At 50.5% G+C, this 21,957-nt stretch carries 22 protein-coding genes; 18 read left to right on the top strand and 4 right to left on the bottom strand.

Going from position 1 to position 21,957, the window contains the following annotated elements:
* Positions 1–337: 337 nt before the first annotated feature.
* Together GC178_13550 and GC178_13545 are read left to right on the top strand one after the other, a co-directional pair.
* Entirely contained in the window at positions 338–2,077 is a 1,740-nt protein-coding gene (locus tag GC178_13550) for a M61 family peptidase (protein MBI1288591.1), read from the top strand.
* A gap of 111 nt (positions 2,078–2,188) precedes the next feature.
* Positions 2,189–3,733 carry a hypothetical protein gene (locus GC178_13545; protein ID MBI1288590.1) on the top strand — a complete coding sequence of 515 codons (1,545 nt, stop codon included), beginning with the start codon at positions 2,189–2,191 and terminating at the stop codon, positions 3,731–3,733.
* A gap of 33 nt (positions 3,734–3,766) precedes the next feature.
* On the opposite strand, the gene GC178_13540 is transcribed toward GC178_13545, so the two are convergent.
* The 4 genes from GC178_13540 to GC178_13525 form a co-directional block, all read right to left on the bottom strand.
* Positions 3,767–4,153: a RidA family protein gene (locus tag GC178_13540; GenBank protein MBI1288589.1), complete on the bottom strand. Its 387-nt coding sequence runs from the start codon at positions 4,151–4,153 to the stop codon at positions 3,767–3,769.
* Between the two features lie 96 nt (positions 4,154–4,249).
* Positions 4,250–5,062 (bottom strand): SDR family NAD(P)-dependent oxidoreductase, encoded by an 813-nt coding sequence (locus tag GC178_13535; protein MBI1288588.1) that lies wholly within the window; start codon positions 5,060–5,062, stop codon positions 4,250–4,252.
* Between the two features lie 56 nt (positions 5,063–5,118).
* Positions 5,119–5,427 (bottom strand): hypothetical protein, encoded by a 309-nt coding sequence (locus GC178_13530; GenBank protein ID MBI1288587.1) that lies wholly within the window; start codon positions 5,425–5,427, stop codon positions 5,119–5,121.
* Positions 5,428–5,604: 177 nt separating this feature from the next.
* Positions 5,605–7,437: a DEAD/DEAH box helicase gene (locus tag GC178_13525; protein MBI1288586.1), complete on the bottom strand. Its 1,833-nt coding sequence runs from the start codon at positions 7,435–7,437 to the stop codon at positions 5,605–5,607.
* Between the two features lie 207 nt (positions 7,438–7,644).
* On the opposite strand from GC178_13525, the gene GC178_13520 reads away from it, so the two are divergent.
* The 16 genes from GC178_13520 to GC178_13445 form a co-directional block, all read left to right on the top strand.
* On the top strand, positions 7,645–9,039 hold the full coding sequence (locus GC178_13520; GenBank protein ID MBI1288585.1) for a F0F1 ATP synthase subunit beta: 1,395 nt from the start codon (positions 7,645–7,647) through the stop codon (positions 9,037–9,039).
* A 23-nt stretch (positions 9,040–9,062) separates the two neighbouring features.
* On the top strand, positions 9,063–9,461 hold the full coding sequence (locus tag GC178_13515; GenBank protein ID MBI1288584.1) for a F0F1 ATP synthase subunit epsilon: 399 nt from the start codon (positions 9,063–9,065) through the stop codon (positions 9,459–9,461).
* Positions 9,458–9,775, top strand: coding sequence for an ATP synthase subunit (locus GC178_13510; GenBank protein ID MBI1288583.1), 318 nt, complete (start codon positions 9,458–9,460; stop codon positions 9,773–9,775). The genes GC178_13515 and GC178_13510 overlap by 4 nt, the downstream gene beginning before the upstream one ends.
* The gene (locus tag GC178_13505; GenBank protein MBI1288582.1) at positions 9,762–10,088 is read left to right on the top strand and encodes an ATP synthase subunit I; all 327 of its coding nucleotides are present in this window, start codon (positions 9,762–9,764) and stop codon (positions 10,086–10,088) included. Before GC178_13510 ends, GC178_13505 begins: the two co-directional genes overlap by 14 nt.
* Complete coding sequence (locus GC178_13500) at positions 10,072–10,761, top strand: F0F1 ATP synthase subunit A (protein MBI1288581.1); 690 nt, start codon at positions 10,072–10,074, stop codon at positions 10,759–10,761. Before GC178_13505 ends, GC178_13500 begins: the two co-directional genes overlap by 17 nt.
* Position 10,762: 1 nt before the next feature.
* Positions 10,763–11,032 (top strand): F0F1 ATP synthase subunit C, encoded by a 270-nt coding sequence (locus GC178_13495; protein ID MBI1288580.1) that lies wholly within the window; start codon positions 10,763–10,765, stop codon positions 11,030–11,032.
* Positions 11,033–11,042: 10 nt separating this feature from the next.
* On the top strand, positions 11,043–11,813 hold the full coding sequence (locus GC178_13490) for a F0F1 ATP synthase subunit B (protein ID MBI1288579.1): 771 nt from the start codon (positions 11,043–11,045) through the stop codon (positions 11,811–11,813).
* A 5-nt stretch (positions 11,814–11,818) separates the two neighbouring features.
* On the top strand, positions 11,819–13,351 hold the full coding sequence (locus GC178_13485; GenBank protein ID MBI1288578.1) for an alternate F1F0 ATPase, F1 subunit alpha: 1,533 nt from the start codon (positions 11,819–11,821) through the stop codon (positions 13,349–13,351).
* Positions 13,352–13,354: 3 nt separating this feature from the next.
* A complete protein-coding gene (locus GC178_13480) occupies positions 13,355–14,242 on the top strand; it encodes a F0F1 ATP synthase subunit gamma (protein MBI1288577.1) in 888 nt (295 codons plus the stop codon).
* Complete coding sequence (locus GC178_13475) at positions 14,239–15,096, top strand: ATPase (protein ID MBI1288576.1); 858 nt, start codon at positions 14,239–14,241, stop codon at positions 15,094–15,096. Before GC178_13480 ends, GC178_13475 begins: the two co-directional genes overlap by 4 nt.
* Positions 15,093–16,493, top strand: a complete 1,401-nt coding sequence (locus tag GC178_13470) for an MBL fold metallo-hydrolase (GenBank protein ID MBI1288575.1) — start codon at positions 15,093–15,095, stop codon at positions 16,491–16,493. The genes GC178_13475 and GC178_13470 overlap by 4 nt, the downstream gene beginning before the upstream one ends.
* A gap of 1 nt (position 16,494) precedes the next feature.
* Entirely contained in the window at positions 16,495–17,997 is a 1,503-nt protein-coding gene (locus GC178_13465) for a thymidine phosphorylase (protein ID MBI1288574.1), read from the top strand.
* A 190-nt stretch (positions 17,998–18,187) separates the two neighbouring features.
* Positions 18,188–19,060, top strand: coding sequence for a ribose-phosphate diphosphokinase (gene prs / locus GC178_13460; protein ID MBI1288573.1), 873 nt, complete (start codon positions 18,188–18,190; stop codon positions 19,058–19,060).
* Between the two features lie 91 nt (positions 19,061–19,151).
* Complete coding sequence (locus GC178_13455; protein MBI1288572.1) at positions 19,152–20,156, top strand: T9SS type A sorting domain-containing protein; 1,005 nt, start codon at positions 19,152–19,154, stop codon at positions 20,154–20,156.
* Between the two features lie 7 nt (positions 20,157–20,163).
* Positions 20,164–21,135 (top strand): T9SS type A sorting domain-containing protein, encoded by a 972-nt coding sequence (locus GC178_13450; protein ID MBI1288571.1) that lies wholly within the window; start codon positions 20,164–20,166, stop codon positions 21,133–21,135.
* Positions 21,136–21,142: 7 nt separating this feature from the next.
* Positions 21,143–21,957, top strand: an 815-nt coding sequence (locus GC178_13445) for a hypothetical protein (protein ID MBI1288570.1), incomplete at its 3' end; no start/stop codon positions are given.

Here is a 21,957-nt window from a genome sequence, read left to right as displayed (position 1 = left end):
TTTCGTATGCAGAGTCGCCAGCATCTGCAATAGGGAAAGAAAAAGCGTGGGAAATAATCAAAAAGCCTATTAAGCTATGAAATATCGGAATCAATCCTTTATAGGGAGACGTACGAAAACTATAACGCGTAAGTAAAAGGCGCAGTCAGCCTGACTTAACCTGCTACATGGTATTTTGTTGCAAGTCCAGCTGCTTACTAATCGCCCCATTCTCCAGCCTCTGATCAACTGATTTGCTGATCAACTGATCAACTTGCTTCCAAATAGCGGTTTTCTGTTTGATAACTACTCCTTTCCTAAACGTTACGGAAATCTTAACCTTACTAATTTCGCCCCCATGGAAGGGAAGATAGAGTATCGTGTTGTTTACCGCGAGCCGCATCGGCATTTCGTGGATTTTGAATTGATGGTCACAGGCATTTCGCAGTCCAAATTGCAGTTGCAATTGCCTGCTTGGCGTCCGGGCCGGTATGAGTTGGGCAACTTTGCCAAGAACGTGCAGCGCTTTGCTGCTTTCACCATCAATAATGAGCCGTTGAGCTTCCGCAAACTCACCAAAGACCTTTGGGAGGTCGATTGCGAGGGGCACCAGCAGGTGAAGGTCGCCTACAACTACTTCGCCAACGAACTCAATGCAGGTAGCACCTTTGTAGACCACAGCCAACTGTACGTCAATCCCGTCAATTGCTTCATGTTCGTGCCTGAGTGGGTTGATCGCGCAGCAACCGTAACGCTCGACATACCCAAGGGATGGCAAGTGGCCACAGGGATGAAAGCAACTACCCGCAATACCTTCGAGGTAAAGGATTTCCACGAACTCGCAGACAGTCCGTTCATCGCCAGTGCCGACCTCAAGCATAACTCCTACGAAGTGGAAGGTGTGCTCTTCCACCTGTGGTTCCAAGGAGAGTTCAAACCCGATTGGCCGCGCATTATCGAGGACTTCCAAAAGTTCTCGGCCGTGCAGATTCAGGCCATGGGCGATTTCCCTGTAAGCGAATACCATTTCCTCTTTCAGATACGCACCTACAAAACCTATCATGGGGTCGAACATTCCAATTCCACCGTCATAGCGCTCGGTCCGAGTTACGACCTGCTCAAACCCGTTCTCTACGATGAGTTCTTGGGCGTCAGCTCGCACGAACTTTTCCATACGTGGAACGTCAAGGCGCTTCGCCCGGCCGAAATGCAGCCTTACGATTACACCAAGGAAAACTATACGCGCCTTGGCTACGTGGCCGAAGGCGTTACCACCTACGCGGGTGATCTTTTCCTTTACCAATCGGGTTGCTTCAGCGATTACGACTTCTTCAAGAATGTCCATACGCTCTTTATGCGCCACTTCCACAACTACGGTCGCTTCAATCTTTCCGTGGCCGATAGTTCCTTCGATACTTGGCTCGATGGTTACCAGAAGGGAATTCCAGACCGCAAGACCTCCATCTACAACGAAGGTGCGCTACTGGCCATGATGCTCGATATTTCCCTGCTTCGCGATACGCAGAATCAAAGCTCGCTGATGACCGCCATGCGTCTTCTCTATGAGCGTTTCGGAAAAACGGGTATCGGTTACACCGAGAAGGATTACCAGAATGCCATTGAGGAGGTAGGAGGCCGCTCGTACGAAGACTTCTTTCAGAACTACTATTACGGCACCAAAGACATAGAAGAAGACCTCAAAGACCTGCTCAACTATGTTGGTCTGGAGATTCACGACACCCGTTCGAGGCTCTATTTCGAGAACCGTTTCGGTTTCAAGGTCGAATACATTAAAGAGCGTTCTGCCCGCATCACCGACATCGCTCCCGGTTCCATTGCTGACCGCGCGCATCTCAAGCTGGGCGATGAGATCGTGTCCATCAACGGCATTCGCATTCTCGGAAACCTGAAAGAGTGGTGCAAGTATTTTCAGGAAGAGACCATTACGCTCACCATCAACTCCGAGGACGATACGCACAAGATCCAGCTTACACCAACGGACGAGCGTTACTATCGCACGCGCTGGCCGCATAAGGTGCATGAGGCCACCGACATGCAAAAGGCCAATTTCATCGCTTGGACCCGAAGGAAGTTTTAGCCCTTAAAGGCGATTATACTGATATCTGATTTTAAGGTGCTTGGCATTTCAGTTAGGCAATTTTAACATGATGGCATCGGTTCAGTTCATTGGGAAGACTAACTTCAATGTATGGAGAAGAAGCAAGTTCTAATTGGTCTTATAGTTGCTGGATTCTTCATTTCTGTTGCTGGATGCGGCAATGAAAAACGACAACCAACCGCCAAAGAGGAAGCCCCTTTCAGTTTAGATTCTTCCATTGTAAATGATTCGGCTATCGGTTTTCAATTCCCCAAAAACTTTTTCAAGTACGGGCCACCGCTAAACACTCAATTGAAGTACGTCTGTGTGACCGACACGTCAGAATATCAATTGAGTTTCAAGCTACTCGAATCAGGCGAACTCGATTATCAGTATGATGAAATTCAGATTGATGGTCGCACACAGAAATCGCATCGAATACTAAATCTTGTTCCCAACAGGGGAAATGTTGTGAATGCGCAATACGGATTTTCTTTTAGAGGTATCGTCTTCGAAAAGAACTTCAATGACACCTTGATTCGGGTGACCGTAGGTGATTCAACTCAGCCTTACGCCCATATTTTATCAGAATACCAACCTAATACGCATAGCGTATCAAAAGGAAAAAGTAAACACAGTTTAAGTGTATTTATCGATTCTCCAGTACTCTGGGAGGAGGGGAGACAAGAACCCTACACGCAGTATTTGAAACAATTGGTTTGGAATATTGGGTCTGTTGAGGACTTCATACGTAAACGGAAGGAGTCTGATCCTACAGCGTACGTCCAAAATCAAGAAAGAGCTGTGTTGAAGTACGAATCATGTCTGAATCAACTCCTTCAAAATGCTTCTTTCACATCATCTCAAGATTTCAGAACCGACACAGAAGCGGTAATGCTATCAAGGTATTGGAATTCAGATAAACTGGTAGCGAAGTTGGAGAATGCTGGATTGTCAATAGTTCCTTTTTCGACTTCTCCCAAGAAAATCACCATAGCAGCGAAGGACTTCCTTGACTTGAGGGCCCAAGTTTCACGAACCGAGTCAGGAAAGGTATTAAGTAGAACGTTTGATACTTACACGTTGGCCAAACCGGTCAGGAGGGAGAATGGAGTTATTTGGAAGCAGGAATTTCATGTAGGGTATGGAGATAGAAGAATAATCAAATTCAGAAACAAGAGATTATCGGTCTTGGGGAGTGATGGTTTCCATCACACATCTTATTTGATTTCTGTTTGGGATAAGGCTGGAGACAGTTTATCCTTGAATTGTTTAGTGAACCAACTCTTTTGGGAAAGTATCGGTACTGTTGGAATAGATACGGTCATGAATTTATCAATGGACCAGCGATTGATTCTCGGTTATACGTCAGGCGGAGACGGTGGTGATGTTTGGGGTTCGATATGGATTGCCTTGTGGTCAGGCGATTGTGATTTCAGAATCGTTGCTTGGCAATTCTGGGAAGATTACCAATTCACTGAAATAAATAACGCATCGCTGGATGAGGGAGAATTTACCGTGTCCGTTCGCAAAATCAAATCAACCTATCAGGATAACCATGAACTGATCGATACCAGTTATATAGCATATAAATTCGGTCTGGACACGATTGTTCATCGGAATTTGACCGATGAGTTCAATGCAAGGATGTACTAAGGTTATTCACAGAATTGAATTTTTTACTTGCGTCTAATTTGGCTGCTTGTAGGCCACCATACTGATCTCCACATTCACACCTTTGGGCAGCCCCGCTACCTGAACCGCTTCCCGTGCAGGCGGATGCTCACCGAAGAACGTGGCATAAACCGTATTCACCTGTCCATAATATGCCATATCCGAAAGGTAGATGGTCGTTTTCACCACATGCGAGAAATCCATCTCCACCGCAGCCAACACCGCCTTCAGGTTTTGCATCACGCGGCCTGTTTCCGTTTCAATGTTCTCCATTTCCAGTTCGCCCGTCTCCGGGTGCAAAGCAATTTGCCCAGAAGTGTAGAGGAACCCATTTACCAGAATGGCCTGACTGTAAGGGCCGATGGCTGCTGGGGCTTTATCGGTGTGTACCGTGGTTTTCATGGAGGTTGATTTTGTCGCTAATTTCTGCATAAAGCAGCAGGAACGATTACAGAAGTGCAAATTTGATGTCTGAGTGGCCAGGTTTTACACTCTCCGCTATTCGAGCAGCATCTGCATTTGCTTGCTGATCAATCTGGTGGCAAATTCAGGTGCCAGTCGGTACAGAATATCCATCAGTTTAGAATCATTGCCAACAAATACGCGAGGACGGTCCTTCTCAATTCCATGGATGATGATTCGGGCGGCCTCCGATGCTGGAAGCGGTGTCAATTTATTCGAATGCTTCGCGCTCATGGTATCCATGTCCGTTTTTAGGCCAGAATTCTTCATGATGTTGGTGTCCGTGGCCCCTGGAAAGACCACCGTTACCTTCACATTTGTGTTCAGAAGTTCAGCATACAATCCTTCTGTCATCAATTTCACGGCAGCTTTGGATGCTCCGTAAATGCTTTGTCCGGGAACTGGTAGGAAACCGCCCATGCTTGAAATATTTACGATATGAGCGGTGGGGCGTTGAAGCAAGTGGGGAAGAAAGGTCTTGCACATGTACAACGCCCCATAAAAATTCACATTCATAACACGGTCAATAGCTGCCAGTTCCAGATCGTTGATGCGCACGAATGGTTGAATGATCCCCGCATTGTTGATGATGCCGTCCACGTGACCGAACTGTTCCACGATCGCATTTGGTAGATCCGCTACCGCATCTCGGTCGGTAATGTTCATTACGTGCAGAGAGATGCGTTTACGCATGTTCTCGGCCAGAAGCCCCTCGGTCCCATTCAATCCGTCTTCATTCAGGTCGATGGCTGCAACCTTGGCACCTCTTTTTATCAGTTCAAGTGTCAACTCGCGACCTATTCCGCTTCCTGCACCAGTAACGGCAATTACCTTGTCTTTAACTTTCAAAGCTTCATTCTTTAGCAGGAAAGGTAATCAGAATGAAGGGTTCTTTGCCGTTCCGTTCAGAACTTGATGTTCGGATTTTCAAGTGGGAGGATCCGAACCTTCCAGCCAAGGCTTTCCACTTCCTTCGCAATGCTCGTTACCTGATTCTGTATCACGCTCAGCTCACTGTACAGTGGATTGTCCGCTATCCGCTCTATGTGTTCGCATAACGTTACCTCCCCGACATCGATCTTCTTATCAACCAGCTTTAAGCGAAACTTGAACCCGGCAAGGTTGTCACCGAAATCCACGTCAAAGACAGCGTATTGCTCTCCTTCGGGTCGTTTGCAGTAAAAATAGATGCGGCAAGGTGGCTTGACGTTCATCCTGGTCGGTTGGTTTCAGTTCCGAAGTTAAGAACCACCGAAGGCCATTGTCTTAGAAAAGACTGAAATCTGTCCAAAGACACAGGAATTCGGAGCTTTCTACAAGATCGGAAAAGAACAAACTGTGTTGCACGTGGTGCTTACTACGTGTTTCCCTTAGCCCTTAATGGCCATGCGTCAGAAAGGTCTCCGTGGTCTCTTACCGCCTTTGCCTTTGCTGCCAGAACGGCCACCTCCATGTCGGTTGCCTCCATCGTTCCGCTTCTTTCCGAAACGGTCTTTGAACTTTTCCTTACGCGCACCTCGGTGCTCGTCCTTCGGTCCTGTGCTCTTAGCTTCAGATAGGATCACCGTCTTGCCGTTCTGTTCTACATTCTTGCTGGCCGCCATCATTTTGGAAGCGTAATCGCTGTCCAGTTCAAAGAAGCTGAAGGTGTCAAGTATCTCGATCTTGCCGATCTCTACATCGCGTTTTCGAAGCGTTTCATTGATGAAGCCCATCAGCGTAGCTGGGTTCACTTGGTCGCGTCTTCCAATGTTGATGTGGAAGCGGGTAAAGTTCTCATCGCGCCCTCTACGTCCACGGCCACCTCGGTCATCCCGATCACCACGGTCACCGCGCTCGCGCCTGTCACTTCTTTCTGGTCTATCTCCGCGATCACCACGGTCTCTGCGATCGCCCTTGTCAGGCACGTTCAGGTCACGGGCGTTCTTGTAGTATTCCAAGAAACGGTTGAACTCAAAGCTCACCAGATGTTTGATCACATCTTCCTTGCTCATATGTCCCAATTGGTCCATGATGGTGGGTAGAAAAGGCGCGATCTGCTTTTCGTTTATCTCCAATTTGCCCAATCGGCCTACAATGGCATACAGCTGCTTTTCGCATATCTCCTGTCCTGTAGGTACGGGTTGGTAGATGAACTCTTTCTTTACCAAACGTTCGATGCTCTTGAGCTTGCCTTTCTCACGCGAGTGGATGATGGCAATGGAGATACCGCTACGTCCTGCACGGCCTGTACGTCCGCTACGGTGTACATACACTTCCTCCTCATCAGGCAGGTTGTAGTTGATCACATGCGTCAGGTCGTCTACGTCCAGACCACGGGCTGCCACATCGGTAGCTACCAACAACTGGATCTTACGGGCACGGAAACGGGCCATGATGGCATCGCGTTGCGCCTGAGAGATGTCGCCATGCAACGAGTCGGCATTGTAGCCGTCCTGCATCAGCTTGTCCGCAATCTCCTGTGTTTCTCTGCGTGTACGGCAGAAAACGATACCGTAAACATTCGGGTTCATATCGGCCAAACGCTTCAGACACTCGTACTTGTCACGGGCACTTACCAGATAATAATGATGCTCAATGTTCTTGTTGCCCTCGTTACGGCCGCCCATGGCCACCTCAACAGGGTTGTTCATGTACCGCTTGGTAATATCCTTGATACCGTTAGGCATGGTGGCCGAGAAAAGCAGTGTCTGCTTCTCCTTTGGCGTTTCGGCCAATATGGTCTCCAGGTCATCCTTAAAGCCCATGGTAAGCATCTCATCGGCCTCGTCCAATACCACGAATTTCACGGTATTCAACTTCAGAACCCTTCGGTTGATGAGGTCAACGGTTCTGCCAGGAGTACCTATCACTACCTGAACGCCACGCTTGATGGCGCGGATCTGTGTTTCAATGCTTGTACCGCCATACACGGCCACCGTAGATAGTGGCATGTACTTGGCAAAGCTCTGCATGTCGTTGGTTATCTGCAGGCAGAGCTCTCGGGTAGGGCAGAGCACGATACACTGAATATCGTTGCTATTTTCATCCAACTGTTGTAGAACAGGAAGGCTGAAAGCCGCTGTTTTACCAGTTCCGGTCTGCGCCAAGGCAATCAGGTCCGTTTCGGAACCCAGTACTTGCGGAATGGCTTTTTCTTGAATAGGGGTGGGATTTTCAAATCCCAGATCGTCCAACGCTCGGACGACTTCGGCCCGAAGGCCTAACTCTTTAAAAGTGGGCATCTATGTGCTTTTGGTCCTTTCAACCATCCAATAAATGCGCCTTGCAAACTATTTGAGGAGGGATGAAATCTGCCGCGAAGGTAACCAAAGGAATGAGGATGACACAATGACTACAATATATCCGAAAACTGACTTTCAATGGAATGGCGGAATTGCCCAACGGTAACTTCGCAGGTCAGTCTGTAATTTAGGGCTTGCTAAGCGTTGATGATGGAAAAACCATCTGTGAACAGTGAGAAAGGAACCGTTGTATCCATACACGGGAGCATTGTTGATGTACGATTTGAGGAGCATCTGCCTCCCGTGCGTACCGTTCTGCGTTCGGGAGAAGAAAAGGAGGTCGTCATGGAAGTGTTGGCTCAGTTGGATGCTCATCATGTACGAGGTATTGCCTTAACGCCTACCGAAGGGCTGTCTCGTGGCATGGAGGTGAACACCGAGGAAATGCCGCTACAGGTTCCTGTGGGAAAGGAGCTTTTGGGCCGCATGTTCGATGTGTTCGGAAAAACGATCGATCACGGGCCCGAACTGCCTGAGATGGAAATGCGGAGCGTTCACCAGTCCCCACCTTCGTTGGCCAAGCACGCCACGGGTTCGGAGATCTTCGTAACAGGCATCAAAGCCATCGATGTGTTGGTTCCGCTGGAACGGGGAGGAAAGGCCGGTCTGTTCGGTGGGGCAGGTGTTGGCAAGACCGTACTTCTGACGGAAATGATCCACAACTTGGTGGGACATCACCACGGAGTGAGCATGTTCTGCGGCATCGGGGAGCGCTGCCGCGAAGGGCACGAACTCTATCACGATATGAAGCAAGCGGGCGTGCTCGACAATATGGTAATGATGTTCGGACAGATGAACGAATCGCCTGGTGCTCGGTTCCGTGTCGGCCATGCCGCCATGACCATGGCTGAATATTTTCGAGATGATGAACACCGCGATGTGCTGTTGCTCATTGACAACATCTTCCGCTTCATTCAGGCAGGAATGGAGGTTTCAGGACTCATGGGGCAGATGCCATCGCGCCTTGGCTATCAACCCACCATGGGAACGGAACTTTCGCGCCTACAGGAACGCATAGCGAATACTGATACGGGCGCCATCACCTCCATACAGGCGGTGTATGTTCCGGCAGATGACCTGACCGACCCCGCAGCGGTGCATACGTTCTCGCATCTTTCGGCCTCCATTGTGCTGTCGCGAAAAAAGGCCAGCGAAGGGCTCTATCCGGCCATCGACTTCCTTCAGTCGGGTTCGAAGATGGCCACACCGGGCATTATCGGGCAACGGCATTACACCATTGCGCAGGAGATACGCCACACCTTGGCGCAGTACGAGGAATTGAAGGACATCATTGCTATGCTCGGATTGGAACAACTTTCCACAGAGGACAGGAACACTGTGAACCGAGCAAGACGGTTGGAACGCTTCCTGACGCAGCCGTTCTTTACCACAGAGCAGTTCAGTAGCTACAAGGGCCGGGATGTACAATTGGAAGATGCTTTGAGCGGTTGCGAGCGTATTCTGGCCGATGAATTCAAGGAGGTGCCCGAAAGCGCATTCTACATGATCGGGAACATTGAAGAGGCGTTGACCAGAAAATGACCATGGAGCAGCATTCCGAATACATGAAATTGAAGGTACTGCTTCCGTACCGTGTGTTCTTGGAAACAGAGAATGTGAAGCGCATGGTGGCGGAGACCACAAACGGTTCGTACGGGTTTTTGCCACATCGGCTCGATTGCAGCGCCAAGTTGCGCCCCGGCATCTTCATGTATGAGACCATGGACGGTGAGGAACATTTCCTCGCGATGGATGAAGGCATTTTCGTCAAGACGGGAATGGAAGTGACAGTCTCATCAAGGCGTGTGGTAGGCGGAACCGATCTTGGGAAACTGCACGAGACCGTTGAGCAGGAATTCATGGAACTGGATGAGAACGAGCGTAGCATCCGCGCGGTGATGGCCAAATTGGAGGTCGATTTCATCCAGAGCATGGAGAAAATGAGAAAAGGTCAGTCGTCATGAGCAAGGCCAACGAAAAACGTTCATTTGAAAAGCGCGTGGAGGAGCAGGAGCACCGCAAGCTCCGCTCACGTAAACGGCATCATCAAAGCGAATGGATGGGGCTTGGCATGTTCGGGATGATCGGCTGGTCGGTGGCCGCACCTACACTTGTTGGCGTAGGTGCTGGCGTATGGCTCGATAAACATTACGGTCAAAGCTTCTCGTGGACATTGACCCTGCTGTTGGCAGGGTTGTTCATCGGTTGCATCATTGCGTGGAGTTGGGTGGAACGGGAACGTGAACAAATGCATCAGGATAACGATGAAAATGACTGATATACTGTTGCTTATGCCTTCATTTTTGGTCGGAATCCTTGTGGGTGTCTTCTTTTTCATGGGGCTTTGGTACACCACCAAAAAGTTGATGGATGCAAAGCATCCGGCCCTGTGGGCATTGGGAAGTATGGTGGTGCGCGTTGCGGTGACGTTGGTCAGCTTTTACCTTGTGGGAGCTGGCGACCTTCGCAAGCTGCTGGCCTGTTTGGTAGGGTTCATCCTATCGAGAATTTTCGTGATGCGCATTACCGCAACCGTGGACAGAAAGAACAGCTCATCTTTAAAAGAGACGGAACATGAAACTCAGTCCTGACGAGACGATCTTCTGGCAGCAGGGCTTCGTGGAGCTCAATCTGACCATCGTTACCACATGGGCCGTCATGTTGGTGCTGGTGCTTTCTGCTTGGCTCATTACACGCAAACTGAGAACGGACATTACCATTTCCAAGTGGCAATGCATTCTTGAAATGCTGGTACTCACGCTGCGCGATCAGATAAGCGACATTGGGCTGAAACGGCCTGAGAAGTTCCTCGGTTTTATCGGAACGCTTTTCATCTTTATCGGCTTTGCGAACATCCTCATTGTGTTTCCGGGGTATGAACCGCCCACAGGTTCGCTCTCTACCACGGCCGCGCTTGCCATCTGTGTATTTCTGGCCGTGCCTTTTTTCGGCATCACCGAAGGAGGCGTACTCAATTACTTGAAAACATACCTTGAACCGAATTTCATCATGCTGCCGTTTAATATCGTAAGCGAGTTGACGCGCACCTTGGCATTGGCCGTAAGGTTGTTTGGCAACATCATGAGCGGAGGCATGATCGGAAGCATTCTGCTGAGCATTGCTCCGTTGGTCTTTCCCGTGCTGATGACCATTCTCGGCCTTATTTCGGGAGTTATACAGGCGTACATTTTTAGCATTCTGGCAACTGTTTATATTGCGGCTGCCACCCACGAATCGAAGTCAAAGAACCATCAAACTCAATAGCATGGACAACTCAACAATCATTGCTACGGCATCCATCATCACCGCAGGGCTTACCACGGGGCTGGGCGTTCTGATGCCGGCCCTCGGACAGGGAAAGGCCATCGCGTCAGCACTCAATTCCATGGCGCAGCAGCCGGATTCGGCTTCCACCATTACCCGAACGCTGTTCGTGGGATTGGCCATGCTCGAATCGTTGGCGATCTACTGCTTCGTCATTTCCATGATCCTCATTTTCGCCAATCCGTTCTGGAATCAACTCATCGGGCAGTAAATAATCGGCCATGAAGATCAACTGGTTCACGGTCATTGCGCAGATCATCAACTTCATGGTGTTGGTGTGGTTGATGAAGAAATTCCTCTACAGACCCATATTGGATGCGGTGGCGAAGCGGGAAGAGAACCTCCGTACCCAACTGAACGATGCCGCGGAAAAAGAAGCGGTGGCGGCCAAGGAAAAGGAAGATTTCATCCATCGTAATCAGACGTTCGATGCGCAGAAGGATGACCTGATGAAAAAGGCCGTTGCCAATGCGGATGCTGAACGGAATCGGCTGTTGGATGAGGCGCGCCAAGAGGCCGATGCGCTGAAAACGAAACTGCAAAAAGCGGTGGTCGAATCGCAGGAGGATCTGCGCGAAAGTTTTGAACGCAAGGTGCGGGAAGGCGTGTTCGATATTTCGGCAAAGGCGCTGCACGAACTGGCTTCTGCCGATCTTCAGACGCAGATAGTGAATACGCTTGTCGGTCGGATAGGCGAGATGAACGAAAGCGATCTGAAGAAATTGACCGGAGACGAGGACCCGAAAGCGCGGACCATTACGGTGAAAAGCGCTTTTGAGCTCGATAAAGAACAGCAAAAGGCCATTTCAACTGTGCTTGAAAAGAAGGCTTCCAAGAAGATCGATATGGAGTTCATAACCGATCCGGATGCGGTCGGTGGTGTGGAAATCTCTTCCGAAGGATTCAAATTGGGTTGGACCATTGATGAGTACATCCGTTCGCTGGAGCAGCAGACCGATGCATTGCTCAACGGAAGTCAAACCGCGGGATAGTACCGATGGCAGAAAAGGAATCGAACATACGTCTTTCGTCAGCGCTGGCCTCTGTGGAGGCGGCTGCGGACAAACATCGGTTCGAACCGAATATTCGGGAAACCGGAAAGGTGATCAGCGTGTCTTCCGGCATTGTTCGTATATCCGGTCTACCCGGAGTGGGTTTCGAGGAGCTCGTGAAGTTCCGTTCAGGCATTTACGGCATCGCGCTCAATATTGATGAGAACGAAGTAGGCGTGGTGCTGCTTGGAGATGATGCCCTCGTAGAAACAGGCGAAGAGGTGGAGCGCACGGGAAGGGTAATGGATGTTCCTGTGGGAAACGGCCTGTTGGGAAGAGTGGTCAATTCGTTGGGAGAACCGTTGGACGAGGGAAAAGACGTGCTTTGCACAGAACGTCTGCCCATTGAACGGCCTGCTCCCGCCATTATGGACCGTGACCCGGTAAGCGTACCGTTGCAAACGGGCATCAAAGCCATCGATGCGCTGATCCCGGTCGGTCGTGGGCAGCGGGAACTTATTCTCGGTGACCGCCAAACGGGGAAGACCGCCATTGCCATTGACACGATTCTCAATCAGAAAGACACAGGAGTGATCTGCATCTACTGCGCCATCGGGCAGCGAGCAGCTTCGGTGGCCAAGGTCATTGCCAACCTGCGAAAGCACGGGGCGATGGAGCACACGATTGTGGTGGCCACGGAAGGAAACGATTCGCCCGGATTGCAATACATCGCGCCTTATGCCGCTACCAGTATCGGTGAGTATTTCATGGCAAAGGGACAGGACGTATTGGTTATTTATGACGACCTGACGCAGCACGCGCGTGCTTACAGGGAACTTTCATTGCTGTTGCGCAGACCGCCCGGCAGAGAGGCTTTTCCAGGTGATATTTTCTACGTGCACTCGCGCCTATTGGAGCGAAGCACCCGCTTGAATCCGGAACATGGCGGAGGTTCACTCACAGCGCTTCCCATCGTTGAAACAGAGGCGCAGAATATTTCGGCTTACATTCCAACGAACCTTATTTCCATCACAGACGGGCAGATCTATCTCTCGCCAAAATTGTTTGAGTTGGGCGTGTTGCCAGCGGTGGATGTGGGACGTTCCGTTTCGCGGGTCGGAGGCAAGGCGCAACTTCCAGCGTTCAAGAGCATTTCGGGTAATCTGAAATTGGCCTTTTCGCAGTTCGAGGAACTGGAGAGCTTTGCCCGTTTCGGCACGCGGCTGGATGCGAACACCCGTTCGATCATCGAGCATGGCAAACGTATCCGTGAGGTGATGAAGCAGGCGGAATTGCGGCCGCTTACAGTTACCGCGCAGATTACGGTGCTGCTTTCCCTTACAGGGCATTTGTTCGAACGCGTTCCATTGAACAAGATGGTGGAGGCGATGCTTGCGGTCGAGTCTTCTGCCGATCAGGTTCCTACAGAGATTTCCAAGAAACTGCTTGGAGGTTCGCAGTTGGATGACGCGGATATTGAGGCGGTACGGAACATCTGCCAGACCATTCTCCGACCTTTCCAAACCCTTGAATCCTGACCGATGGAGTCGATGGAGATCTTGCGGAGAAGGATGGACAGCGCGGAGAACCTGCGTTCCATTGTCCGTACCATGAAAGCTTTGGCATCGGTCAATATCGGGCAGTACGAAGCGGCTGTCAAAGCACTTCAGGAATATTACGCCACGGTTCGGCTCGGTATCGCTTCCTGTCTGAACAAAACAGCGGGTGCCGTACAGGTTGCCACAACAGGCCGAACCCAAAGAACGGTCTGCGCCTTGGTCATGGGTTCCGACATGGGATTGGTGGGACGGTTCAACGAAAACCTCGCAACCTATTTTCAGGAATTCAGCCAAACGGAAACGGACAACATAACGGTGTGGGCAGTAGGTGATCGGATCGCGCCCATATTGGCGGAGAACGGTTTCTCCATTGGGAAAACATACAACGTTCCGAACAGCGTTGAGGCCATTGCCCCGTTGGTGGCGCGCGTGCTGACCGATAGTGCGGAGGCGTTGCAACAACGGCAGATAAACGAGCTGTACGTGTTCTATCACCAACCTGTGGAAGGTGCGGGTTCGGTTCTCACGCATCAGCGTATTCTGCCCATTGATAGCCGTTGGCAGAAGGAATTTGAAGATGTCGAATGGCCCACCGATAAGGTTCCCGAAGTGATCGGAACCTTGGACAAAACCTTGGAGGTGTTCATTCAGGAATACCTGTTCGTGTCGCTTTTCAAGGCGTCCTCAGAATCGTTGGCCAGCGAGAATGCAAGTAGATTGGCAGCCATGCAACGGGCAGAAAAGAACATAGATGAGACGCTGGACGAAATGACCCATCGCTACCATACGCTGCGGCAGAACACGATCGATGAGGAACTTTTTGATGTCATTTCAGGGTTCGAGGCGCTATCGAAAAAGGAACACAGATGAAGAACAAGACGGTGAATGTGAGGAAGATGAATGGCGAACTGGCTCCGTTCGATTCTTCAAAATTGAGGAAATCGCTGGATCGGTCGAAGGCCAGCGAGGAGGTGATCGATAAAGTGATCGGTGAAGTGGAAGCATTGCTTTATGAAGGCATCGGCACCAAGGAGATCTACCGCAAGGCGTTCAGCATTCTGAAGAAGACCTCCAGTCATACGGCTGCACGGTTCTCTCTCAAAAAGGCCATTTACGGGTTAGGCCCGTCCGGATTTCCGTTCGAGCGATTGGTAGGCGAGATATTGGTCTATCAGGGTTTTCAGACCAAATTGGATGTCATTGTGCAGGGCAAATGCGTGACGCATGAAGTGGACGTGGTGGCGGACAAAGGCCAATTGGAACTGATGGTGGAGTGCAAATTCCATGGCGACCGCCTGCATTTCTGCGATGTGAAGGTGCCGCTCTACATCCATTCGCGCTTCCGCGATATTGAACAGGAATGGAGCAAACTTGCCGAGAACAAGAATAGAAAACTGGAAGGTTGGATTTTTACCAACACGCGGTTTACGGCCGATGCAGTCAGGTATGGAAACTGTGCCAACCTGAAATTAGTAGGCTGGGATCACCCAAAAGGCGAAGGACTTCAGCACCTGATCGATCTGACGGGGCTGCATCCGATCACGTGCCTCACCACATTGACATTGGCAGAGAAATCGAAATTCATCAAACAGGAAAAGATACTGTGCAAAGAACTGCTGGAGAACCCACGCATGTTGAACAGAATGAACATCAGCACAGCACGACAAGACAAAATTTTAGACGAGGCAAAAAGCCTCTGTAACGGACAAATAGCAACGAAATGAACGAGAAGAAGAAGATTCAGGTACACTTTCTGGGCGCAGCCGGAACAGTAACAGGCTCAAAATATCTGGTAGATACGGGCGAGAAGAAGATATTGATCGACTGTGGTATGTTCCAGGGTTTGAAGAAGCTGCGGCTTATGAACTGGGATTACCTGCCGGTGAACGTGGAGGAGATCGACACCGTGCTGATCACACACGGACATTTGGACCACGTGGGCTATCTGCCACGCTTGGTGAAGGCCGGTTTCAAGTACAGCATTCAGGCAACGGCACCAACGCTGGATATTGCGGCCATCGTGCTGCGCGATAGCGGGCAGATACAAGAGGAAGAGGCCGAACGCGCCAATAAGGAAGGCTACACGAAGCATCATCCGGCAGAGGCACTTTACACCTTGAAGGATGCTGAGAAGGCCATCCAGCATTTTGCCACCGTGCCAGAAGGACAATGGATGAATCTTTATGAAGGCGTTCAGGTGCGATTCCAATACAACGGGCACATCATCGGGGCCACCTTCATTGAACTGGATATTTATGGCAAGCGGTTCGTGTTCTCAGGCGATGTGGGCCGTCCTGACGATCTACTGATGAAGCCGCCAAAGAAACCGGAGCGCGCAGATGTCTTGTTCGTGGAAAGCACCTACGGAGACCGACTGCATCCGAAGGAAGACACCAAGGCCAAGCTGCGCGAAGTGGTCAACAGCACGGTGGAGAAGGGCGGAACGCTCATCATCCCAAGTTTTGCTGTAGAACGCACACAGACGCTGATGTACTTGCTTTGGCAACTCAAAGAAGAGAAGCTGATACCCGATGTGCCGATGATCATGGACAGTCCGATGGGCGCCAACGTGCTGAGCGTGTTCAACACCTACCACGAATGGCACAAGCTGCCCAAGAACGAATGCACCAAGATGTGCAAGGCGTTCCGAATTGTGCGCAGATACAAAGAGACGTGGGAGGTGATCAACAACTCCGAATCGAAGATCGTGGTGGCAGGCAGTGGCATGGTCAGCGGTGGGCGCGTGCTCACGTACTTGCAGCAGTTCATCAACAAACCCGATACAACGGTGCTTCTTGCGGGATTCCAAGCAGAAGGAACGCGCGGAAGAGCACTACTGGAAGGAGCGTCCGAGTTGAAGATCTACGGCAAATATGTGGAGGTGAAAGCGGAGATATTGAACATGCAGACGCTTTCGGCCCATGCCGACCAAGCAGAACTGTTGGATTGGATGAATGCCATTTCCAACAAACCCGAACAGGTTTTCATTGTACACGGAGAACGCCACGCGGCCGATATGTTCCGTGTGAAAGTGCAAGACACCTACGGATGGAACTGTACCGTGCCTGATCTCTACAGCATTGTCGAATTCCCAGTGGAAAACGTAGCGGAAGAGGCATAGCATGGCACACAAGTCCAACACATTGAAATTGAAGCGGCTGGGCATCGACACCCAGCAGGAACACATCGCCTTTATGCGGAAGGACTGTCATGTGTGCATTTCGGAAGGGTTTGAGGCGCTGACGCGCATCCGTCTCTCCCATGGAAAGAAGACCATTGTGGCCAGTCTCAACATCATCAAGAGCGAACTGTTGCCGCATGGAAAGATCGGTCTGTCGGAATCGGCCATTCGTGCTTTGGGGGTAAAGGAAGGGGATGAGATCGCTGTGTCGCACCTCCATCCGATCGATTCCTTGAGCTACGTGCGTTCCAAGATCTACGGGAACACGCTTACGCGACCACAGTTGCAGCAGATCGTGCAGGATATTGTGCAAGGCCAGTATTCGAACATTCATCTTTCCGCGTTTGTCACCGCATGCGCGGATGACCACATGAACACGAACGAGATCACGTACCTCACCGAGGCCATGATCACCAATGGCGAACGGATTCATTGGGATGGAAACATGATCGTGGACAAGCATTGCATCGGTGGATTGCCCGGCAACCGGACCACGCCCATTGTCGTGTCCATCATCGCGGCAGCGGGATTGACCATTCCTAAAACCTCTTCGCGGGCTATCACTTCTCCGGCAGGAACGGCTGACACCATGGAAGTGATGACCAATGTGAACCTGACCATGGCCCAGATACGCAAGGTGGTGGAACAGGAGGGCGGCTGTGTGGCCTGGGGCGGAACGGCCAAGCTGAGTCCAGCAGACGATGTGCTGATACGGGTAGAACGCGCCTTGGACATTGACAGCGAAGGACAGCTTATCGCCTCGGTGCTTTCCAAGAAGGTGGCGGCAGGTTCGGACCATGTGGTCATTGATATGCCCGTGGGTGAAACGGCCAAACTGCGAAGCATTGATGCGGCCAACAGGCTCAAAGTGGAGATGGAGAAGGTGGCGCATGCCATCGGTCTCAAACTCAAAGTGGTCATTACCGATGGTACGCAGCCTGTGGGCAGAGGTATCGGTCCTGCGTTGGAAGCGCGTGATGTACTTGCCGTGCTGCGCAATGATGCGGACGCGCCAGATGATCTGAAGGAACGCGCCCTGCTGCTGGCAGGCGAACTGCTTGAACTTTCCGAGACCGTGGACGCAGGCGAAGGGAACAACGAGGCCAAGCGGATTCTCGAATCAGGGGACGCCTACAAAAAGTTCGTGGCCATCTGTAAGGCGCAGGGACGGTTCAATGAGCCGATTTTGGCAAAATACCGGTATGAAGTGAAATCGGACCGAGATGGCACCGTGGTGCGTGTGGATAACCGCAAACTGGCCAAGCTCGCCAAGTTGGCCGGAGCGCCCGACAATAAAGCTTCGGGTGTGGATTTTCTGGCACCTGTGGGAACGGCTGTTCTTACCGGACAGGTTCTGTATGTCATTCATGCCGAATCGGAAGGGGAATTGGAATACGCCCTCGAATACCACGATGTGCAACAGGAAGTGATAACCATTCAATAGATGCTGATCCGCTTGTGTACATGATTTTAGAAAAGACATTTTTTTAGCCACAGATGCACAGATTTTCACAGAGGGTTTCACAGAAAAAGATAAATATTTCACCTGTGTCTCTGTGGCTATCTCATGTTGTTTCAGAACCAAAGACCAGCACCAAACTGAACTGAACCTTCTCAAACCTTAATAGTCACTCATGCAACTCATTCTATTCGCTATTCCCGGAAATGAAAAGTTGACCGCTCAGCTGGCAGAACGTCTACAGGGCGAGATCGGTGAAGTGAACATCCGCCAGTTCCCTGATGGAGAAACCTACGTGCAGGTTCTCTCGGAGGTGAAGGGGCGAAGTGTGCTTATCGTCTGCACGCTCCATGAGCCCGATGCCAAACTGCTGCCCGTTTATTTCCTTTCCAATACGGCCAAAGACCTCGGAGCCACGGATGTGGGACTGGTGGCGCCTTACTTGGCCTACATGCGGCAGGACAAGCGTTTTCATCCCGGTGAGGGAATCACTTCCGAGTATTTCGGGGCGCTCATCTCGCGGTTTGCAGACAGTCTGGTCACCATCGACCCGCACTTGCACCGCAGAAGTTCCTTGGCAGAGATCTACAGCATCAAGAACCGTGTGATGCATGCGGCAGACCATATTTCGGAGTGGATACGCACGAACGTGGAGAACCCGTTGCTGGTCGGTCCGGATGGGGAAAGCGAACAATGGGTATCGGAAGTGGCGAAGAATGCGGGTTCGCCCTTTATTGTGCTGACCAAAGTGCGGCATGGCGATAAGGACGTGGAGGTTTCTGTGCCGCATGTGGAACGCTACGCCAACCACACGCCTGTGCTGGTGGATGACATCATTTCCACAGGACGGACCATGATCGAGACCATCGGGCATCTGAAAGCCGCTGGCATGAACGCGCCCATCTGCATCGGGGTACATGCCGTGTTTGCAGGCAATGCCTATTCCGAACTTCAGGCCGCAGGGGCCGCACGCATCGTTACCTGCAATACCATTCCGCACGAGAGCAACGCCATCGACATCAGCGATCTGTTGGCCTTGGGGCTGTAAGGAAGAACCACGCTTAGAAGTGCAATCTATGGCTGTTTTTTGTTGCAAATGGCTTTTAAGAACCGTGGCGGATGGGTAGGTTTATGCTTTGATGATCCGCCAAATGAACTTCCGATCGTTACTCTTTCCGTTACTTCTACTAAGCACTTGGCAATTGCGGGCGCAGGTGAATCTGATCGCTAACGGAAGCTTTGAAGAGACTGATCCGCTCATTCCGGAATACGGTGGGATTCCGTGCCCTTCGTCTGGTGGTCAAATTCAAATCGCTGACGGATGGGCACCTGCATATGGTACGGTAGACTACTACAGCACCTGTAGCAATAATACATATCCAAACTATGGTGTGCCCCAAAATCTGCTTGGGTTTCAAGATCCAAGGACGGGAAATGCGTATGGTTCATTTGCGTGCTACACAACCATTTGGTCAAATGCCAGGGAATATCTTTGGAGAGAACTTGAATCTCCCTTGGTGGCAAACCAACGCTACTACATGGAGTATTACGTCAGTCTCAGTGACAGTTCAAACTTTGCTGTTTCAACACTCGGAGCATTCTTCAGCTCATTTGATACTCGGTACCTTGATAGGGAACAGTTTCTGACCCTTGAGCCACAGGTAGAAGACACCTCTGAAAGTCACCCGTTCTTAGACAAAGACGAGTGGATGAAGATAAGTGGAACCTTTACTGCAAGTGGTGGTGAACAGTACGTAACGATCGGGAAGTTTCGAGATGAAGCCGATGACCCATTGATACTGCAAGTGGCAAATAACAATCCTGACCGTTGGGATGAGGCCATGTACCTTATCGATGATGTGTCGCTGACGCGTGTAGGGGATGTAGGCATTGAAGAGCCCTCGGCTTCGCTTGGGGCTTATCCCAACCCATGCACCGATGTGCTGTATTTGGAACTTCCGGCTGCGCAGTTTCCGCTCCAGATAACGGTGATGGATGTGGTGGGGCGCAGCATGGAGACCCTTCACTCCGTTCAGGGAAACAGGTATGCCATTGATGTTTCCGCATGGCCGAGCGGTGTGTACCTGCTGCGTGGTGCGGATGAGGCCGGCAGGCGTTTTTCGACAAGAGTGGTGAAGCAATAATGGTAAGATGAGGTTCGGAACAGTTCTCATATCGCTTCTACTAAGCACTTGGCAATTGCGGGCGCAGGTGAATCTTATTGCTAACGGAAGCTTTGAGATCATAGATACAACACTTGCCTGGTGTCCAAATTCAGCGGGGCAAATATGGATTGCGAATGGTTGGTCTACAGTAATAGGATCTGTAGACTATTACAATACATGTAGCAATTCTGCCTATCCTGAATACGGCACCCCGAATAACCGACTTGGGGTTCAGTTACCCAGAACGGGTGACGGCTATGCCTCACTTTTGTGCTATATCAATCCTTGGCCAAACCAAAGGGAGTATCTCTGGACGCAACTAAATTCTTCTCTGATTGCAAATCAGAAGTATTATTTGGAATACTATGTAAATCTTAGCGATAGCTCAAACTTTGCCATATCAAATTTTGGAGCCCATATCAGTGTCAATGACACTCGATACTTGTCTCCAGGAGAATTTTTGAATCTCGAATCGTCTATTCACTTCGACACAACCTCTGCAATTAATGATACGAATGGTTGGACAAGAATCAGTGGAACTTTTACCGCAGCAGGTGGTGAACAGTATCTGACCATCTCCGCATTTGGTCTTGATACAGACGACCCGTATATCGAACGTTTAGCAAATAACAATCCTGACCGGTGGGATGGCGCCATGTACCTTATCGATGATGTGTCGCTGACGCGTGTAGGGGATGTAGGCATTGAAGAGCCCTCGGCTTCGCTTGGGGCTTATCCCAACCCATGCACCGATGTGCTGCAGTTGGAACTTCCGGCAGTGCGGTCTCCGCTGCAAATAACGGTGGTGGATGTGGTGGGGCGCAGCATAGAGATGCTTCGCTCCGTTCAGGGAAACAGGTATGCCATTGATGTTTCCGCATGGCCCAGCGGTGTGTACCTGCTGCGTGGTGCGGATGAGACAGGCAGGCGTTTTTCGACAAGAGTTCTGAAGCAATGATGGTAAGATGAGGTTCGGAACAGTTCTCATATCGCTTCTACTAAGCACTTGGCAATTGCGGGCGCAGGTGAATCTGATCGCTAACGGAAGCTTTGAAGAGATTGATTCATTGCTTTTGCAAGGAGATTTTGCTTGTCCAAACTCGGTTGGTCAAGTGTGGATTGCATATCCATGGGCTTCTGCGAAAGGCTCTGTCGATTACTTTAATGCTTGTAGTAATGACGTATATCCCAGCTACGGAGTACCGACAAATTTTCTTGGTGGTCAATTAGCACGAACTGGAAATGCCTATGCTTCATTATGGTGTCATTTTAATCAATGGAATAGTAGCAGAGAATACCTTTGGACAGAATTATCTACCCCTCTGATTGCAAACCAGAAGTACTACATGGAGTATTATGCCAGTTTGAGTGATAGCTCAAATTTTGCGGTATCAACGCTTGGTGCATTCTTCAGTACCTTCGATACGCGATACCTTTCTGCACAGGACTTTTTAACCTTTGAGCCTCAAGTAGAAGACACTTCCGGGGGTCACCCATTCTGGGAGAAAGATGAATGGATGAAGGTAAGCGGTACCTTTACTGCAAGCGGAGGAGAACAGTATGTCACGATTGGAAAATTCAGGCATGATTCTGATGACCCTCAAATTGAACGCGTTTCAAACTATAACCCAGACAGGTGGGATGGCGCCATGTACCTTATCGATGATGTGTCGCTGACGCGTGTAGGGGATGTAGGCATTGAAGAGCCCTCGGCTTCGCTTGGGGCTTATCCCAACCCATGCACCGATGTGCTGCAGTTGGAACTTCCGGCCGCGCAGTC

It is taken from the genome of Flavobacteriales bacterium (assembly GCA_016124845.1).
Lineage (GTDB): Bacteria > Bacteroidota > Bacteroidia > UBA10329 > UBA10329 > UBA10329.
This window is presented reverse-complemented; position numbering and strand designations above follow the sequence as displayed.